The organism is Streptomyces sp. NPDC002144 (assembly GCF_053593695.1).
In genome coordinates this window covers 1-3,753 of sequence record NZ_JBSFDB010000135.1, presented here as the reverse complement: position 1 = coordinate 3,753, position 3,753 = coordinate 1, and the positions used below count along the sequence as shown (strand labels likewise).

Below are 3,753 nucleotides of genomic sequence, written 5' to 3'. Positions count from 1 at the left end.
CCCTGGCGGCGCATCGGCTTTCCCTGCCCTGCTCCGCAGGAGTCCGCTTCCTCCCCCGCCTGAAGGCGGGGGTATCCACGGAGGAATCCCGATGAGCGAGTTCGCAGCATCCACGGCCCCCGCCGACGTCGTACGCCGGCAGTATCTCTCCTCGGCCGCCGGCGACCTGGACGCCCTGCGCGCCACCCTGGCCCCGGACGTGGAATGGACGGAGATGGCCGGCTTCCCCCTCGCCGGCACCCACCGCACCCCCGAGGGCGTCACCGCAGGCGTCATGGAACAGCTCGGCAAGGACTGGGACGGCTGGACCGCCCACGACGACACCTACGTCGCCGACGGGGAGAACGTCGTCGTCCTGGCCCGCTACACCGCGACCAACAAGGCCACCGGCAAGCCGATCGACGTCCGCGTGGCGCACCACTTCGTCGTACGGGGCGGTCTGATCGTCCGCTTCGAGCAGTTCGTCGACACCGCCCTCGTCCGCGACGCGATGACCGCGTGAGCGAGTCACGGGCAGCGTGAGCGGGGGCCACCGGGTCGGCCCGGTGACCCCCGCTCCTCGCTTCGGCCCTGCTCGCTCACTCGTCGTCGGGGAACTCGCCCGCGAACGCCGCGGCCATCCGCAGCCACGGCGTCGCCTCGTCCCGGCGTCCCTGGCGTTGCAGGGTGCGGCCCAGCATCAGGTGGGCGTAGTGCTCCACCGGGTCGCGCTCGACGATCAGGCGCAACTGTTCCTCGGCGCGCCGCAGTTGTGCCGAGTGGTAGTAGGCACGGGCCAGCAGCAGCCGCGGCCCGGTCTGTTCCGGGGCCTCCTCGACCACGGCCGCGAGCAACCGCGCCGCGCCGATGTAGTCCCGGGCCTCGAACAGCAGCTGTGCCCGCTCCCAGCGCTCCGTGGTGGTCTCCTCGTGCGGCACGCCGGCGCCGTTGTCGAACAGGTGCAGGGCGCTGGCCCACCGGTCGGGTGCCACGCCGTCGCCTGCGAGGTATCCGTTGAAGTTGTTGTCCGTCATCGTTCCTTCCCGTTCTTTCGGTCAGCGGCGGGGCCGGCTCACGCCAGCGGTCCGGTGGCCTGCGCGCGCTCGGCGTCACGGGCGGCGAGCAGGGACGCGTGGGTGGGTGCCTCGGGCACGTCGGCCGGCCGGTTCCTGGCGAACTCCGCGCGCAGCACCGGTACGACCTCCTCGCCGAGCATGTCGATCTGTTCCAGCGCTGTCTTCAGCGGTATGCCCCCGCCGTCCACGACGAACAGCTGGCGCTGGTAGTCGCCGGCGTACTCGCGGAAGGTGAGCGTCTTCTCGATGACCTGCTCGGGGGTGCCGACCGTCAGCGGGGTCTGCTCCATGTACTCCTCCATGGACATCCCTCCGCCCATCACCGGCGAGTGGTCGAAGACCGGGCGGAACTCACGCACGGCGTCCTGGGAGGTGCGGCGCATGAAGACCTGGCCGCCCAGGCCGACGATCGCCTGCTCCGGGGTGCCGTGGCCGTAGTGCGCGTACCGGCTGCGGTACAGATCGATCAGCTTCGCGGTGTGCTCCTTGGGCCAGAAGATGTTGTTGTGGAAGAACCCGTCGCCGTAGTAGGCGGCCTGTTCGGCGATCTCCGGGGAGCGGATGGACCCGTGCCAGACGAACGGCGGGATGCCGTCCAGCGGCCGCGGGGTCGAGGTGAAGCTCTGCAGCGGCGTACGGAACCGGCCCTCCCAGTCGACGACGTCCTCGCGCCACAGCCGGTGCACCAGGGCGTAGTTCTCGACGGCGAGGCTGATGCCGTCGCGGATGTCCTTGCCGAACCAGGGATAGACCGGCCCGGTGTTGCCGCGGCCCGTCATCAGGTCGACACGGCCGTCGGCCAGGTGCTGGAGCATCGCGTAGTCCTCGGCGATCTTCACCGGGTCGTTGGTGGTGATCAGCGTGGTCGAGGTGGACAGGATGATCCGCTCGGTGCGTGCGGCGATCCAGCCCAGCAGCGTGGTCGGGGACGACGGGACGAACGGCCGGTTGTGGTGCTCGCCGGTCGCGAAGACGTCCAGCCCGACCTCTTCGGCCTTCTGCGCGATGGCCACCATCGCCTTGATCCGCTCGTGCTCGGTCGGCGTACGACCCGTGTTCGGGTCGGTGGTCACGTCGCCCACGGTGAAGATGCCGAACTGCATCGCCTTCACCCCTCCATGAGGTTGATACATCAACTAAGCCTGTGCAACGCGAGGTCGGTCACGGCTATTCCGACCGCCGGCCCTACCATCACCTGACGACACCCCGACGTGCGGGCCATCACGAACGGCCCTGGAGGAGACCCGAAGTGAGCGACCGCACCACCGGATCGGCACCGCGCAGGATATTCATCGACAAACAGAGCCCCAAGGCGTTCCACGCGCTCGTGCAGACCTCCGAGGCGGTGCGCGCGACAGCCGCCGACGCCGGGCTCGACCGCACCACCGTGGAACTGATCAACCTCCGCGTGTCCCAGCTGAACGGCTGCGCCTACTGCCTCGACGTGCACACGAAGGCGGCCCTGCGCGCCGGCGAGTCACCGAGGCGGCTGGGTGTCCTGGCGGCCTGGCGGGACACCGAGGTCTTCACCGAGCGGGAGCGCGCCGCACTCGCGCTGGCCGAGGTCACGACCGATCCGACGGACGCCGACGCGCAGGAGTCCGCGTACGAGGGGGCCCGGCAGATCCTGAGCGAGGACCAGATCTCTGCCGTGATCTGGGTGGCGGTCACGATCAACGCGTTCAACCGCGTGTCGATCCTCAGCAAGCATCCGGTCCCGCCGGTCCACGAGGAGTAGGCGTCACCGGCCCGCGGTCAGGGCGCTTCCTCGGCGTCGAGCTTCTCCACCACGCGTTCGGAGATCCGGGCGAGCGTGCGGAGTTCCGCCGGGGTGACATGGTCGAGGAACAGCTCGCGCACCGCCTCCACATGGCGTGGGGCGGCGGCCTCGATCATCTCGCGCCCGGAGTCTGTGATCACCACGAACGCCCCGCGTCCGTCGTCGGGGCACTCGTCCCGCACGACCAGCCCGCGTTTGACCATGCGGGCGATGTGGTGGGACATCCGGCTCTTCTCCCACTCCAGCACACGGGCGAGCTCCAGGAACCGCCGCCGCCCGTCCGGTGCCTCGGACAGCTCGACCAGCACCGCGAAGTCGGCGGACGACACATGGGACTCCGCCTGCAACCGGCGTGACAGCCGGCCCCACAGCCTGTCGTGCAGGCGGATGAAGCTCCGCCACGCGTGCTGCTCCTCCGGCGACAGCCAGCGCACCGTCTCATCCATGCGGAAAGTGTAGACACGTCAACGAACCGGACCAGCGTCTACGCCATCGCCCTCGAGCCGGGCGCCATGGTGCGCCGCTTCCCGGACTCGGAGCATGGACGCGCCGTGATCGCCGCGCCCGGTGCCGCCGTGCCGATGCGCTCATGCCGATGCGCTCATGCCGATGCTCTCGTGCCGATGCTCTCGTGGCTCAGCCGAGACTGATCTCCGGGCGGTAGATGTCCATCCAGTGGGCGAGATCGAGCGCGCGTTCCAGGCCGCGGCGCTCGGCCTGGGTGCTGACCGGTGCCTCACGGTGGGCGACGCGGTGGAGGCGGTCGCGGTCGACGAGGTCGAAGACCGGGTGGGCGGGCCGGGTGAGCAGGTCCTTGGCCTGGTCCTGGAGCGCGGCGGCGTACTTGGGGTCCTGGGTGGAGGGATAGGGGCTCTTGACCCGGTCGTACACCGACTTGGGCAGCAGGTCGGCACACGC

Annotated in this window: 6 protein-coding genes; 2 read left to right on the top strand and 4 right to left on the bottom strand. The window is 70.0% G+C overall.

Features of this window, described 5'->3' with window-relative positions; all coding sequences use genetic code 11:
• Positions 1-91: 91 nt before the first annotated feature.
• Entirely contained in the window at positions 92-502 is a 411-nt protein-coding gene (locus ACWCQ1_RS51680) for a nuclear transport factor 2 family protein (protein WP_358607357.1), read from the top strand.
• A gap of 76 nt (positions 503-578) precedes the next feature.
• Here the strand turns inward: ACWCQ1_RS51680 and ACWCQ1_RS51675 are convergent, their stop codons facing one another.
• Together ACWCQ1_RS51675 and ACWCQ1_RS51670 are read right to left on the bottom strand one after the other, a co-directional pair.
• Positions 579-1,013: a tetratricopeptide repeat protein gene (locus ACWCQ1_RS51675; RefSeq protein WP_133047661.1), complete on the bottom strand. Its 435-nt coding sequence runs from the start codon at positions 1,011-1,013 to the stop codon at positions 579-581.
• Between the two features lie 38 nt (positions 1,014-1,051).
• Positions 1,052-2,158, bottom strand: coding sequence for an LLM class flavin-dependent oxidoreductase (locus tag ACWCQ1_RS51670; RefSeq protein WP_451030085.1), 1,107 nt, complete (start codon positions 2,156-2,158; stop codon positions 1,052-1,054).
• 146 nt (positions 2,159-2,304) lie between these two features.
• On the opposite strand from ACWCQ1_RS51670, the gene ACWCQ1_RS51665 reads away from it, so the two are divergent.
• Complete coding sequence (locus ACWCQ1_RS51665; RefSeq protein ID WP_133047659.1) at positions 2,305-2,793, top strand: carboxymuconolactone decarboxylase family protein; 489 nt, start codon at positions 2,305-2,307, stop codon at positions 2,791-2,793.
• 17 nt (positions 2,794-2,810) lie between these two features.
• Here ACWCQ1_RS51665 and ACWCQ1_RS51660 read toward each other — a convergent pair whose 3' ends face one another.
• Both ACWCQ1_RS51660 and ACWCQ1_RS51655 read right to left on the bottom strand, forming a co-directional pair.
• Positions 2,811-3,281, bottom strand: a complete 471-nt coding sequence (locus tag ACWCQ1_RS51660) for a MarR family winged helix-turn-helix transcriptional regulator (protein WP_358607350.1) — start codon at positions 3,279-3,281, stop codon at positions 2,811-2,813.
• Between the two features lie 190 nt (positions 3,282-3,471).
• A partial coding sequence (locus ACWCQ1_RS51655; protein ID WP_451030084.1) for an asparagine synthase-related protein occupies positions 3,472-3,753 on the bottom strand: 282 nt, incomplete at its 5' end.

What these genes read in the sequence shown, in the direction of transcription:
- ACWCQ1_RS51680 (WP_358607357.1), top strand. Translation starts at nt 92, where the DNA reads ATGAGCGAGTTCGCAGCATCCACGGCCCCCGCCGACGTCGTACGCCGG.
- ACWCQ1_RS51675 (WP_133047661.1), bottom strand. Translation starts at nt 1,013, where the DNA reads ATGACGGACAACAACTTCAACGGATACCTCGCAGGCGACGGCGTGGCA.
- ACWCQ1_RS51670 (WP_451030085.1), bottom strand. Translation starts at nt 2,158, where the DNA reads ATGCAGTTCGGCATCTTCACCGTGGGCGACGTGACCACCGACCCGAAC.
- ACWCQ1_RS51660 (WP_358607350.1), bottom strand. Translation starts at nt 3,281, where the DNA reads ATGGATGAGACGGTGCGCTGGCTGTCGCCGGAGGAGCAGCACGCGTGG.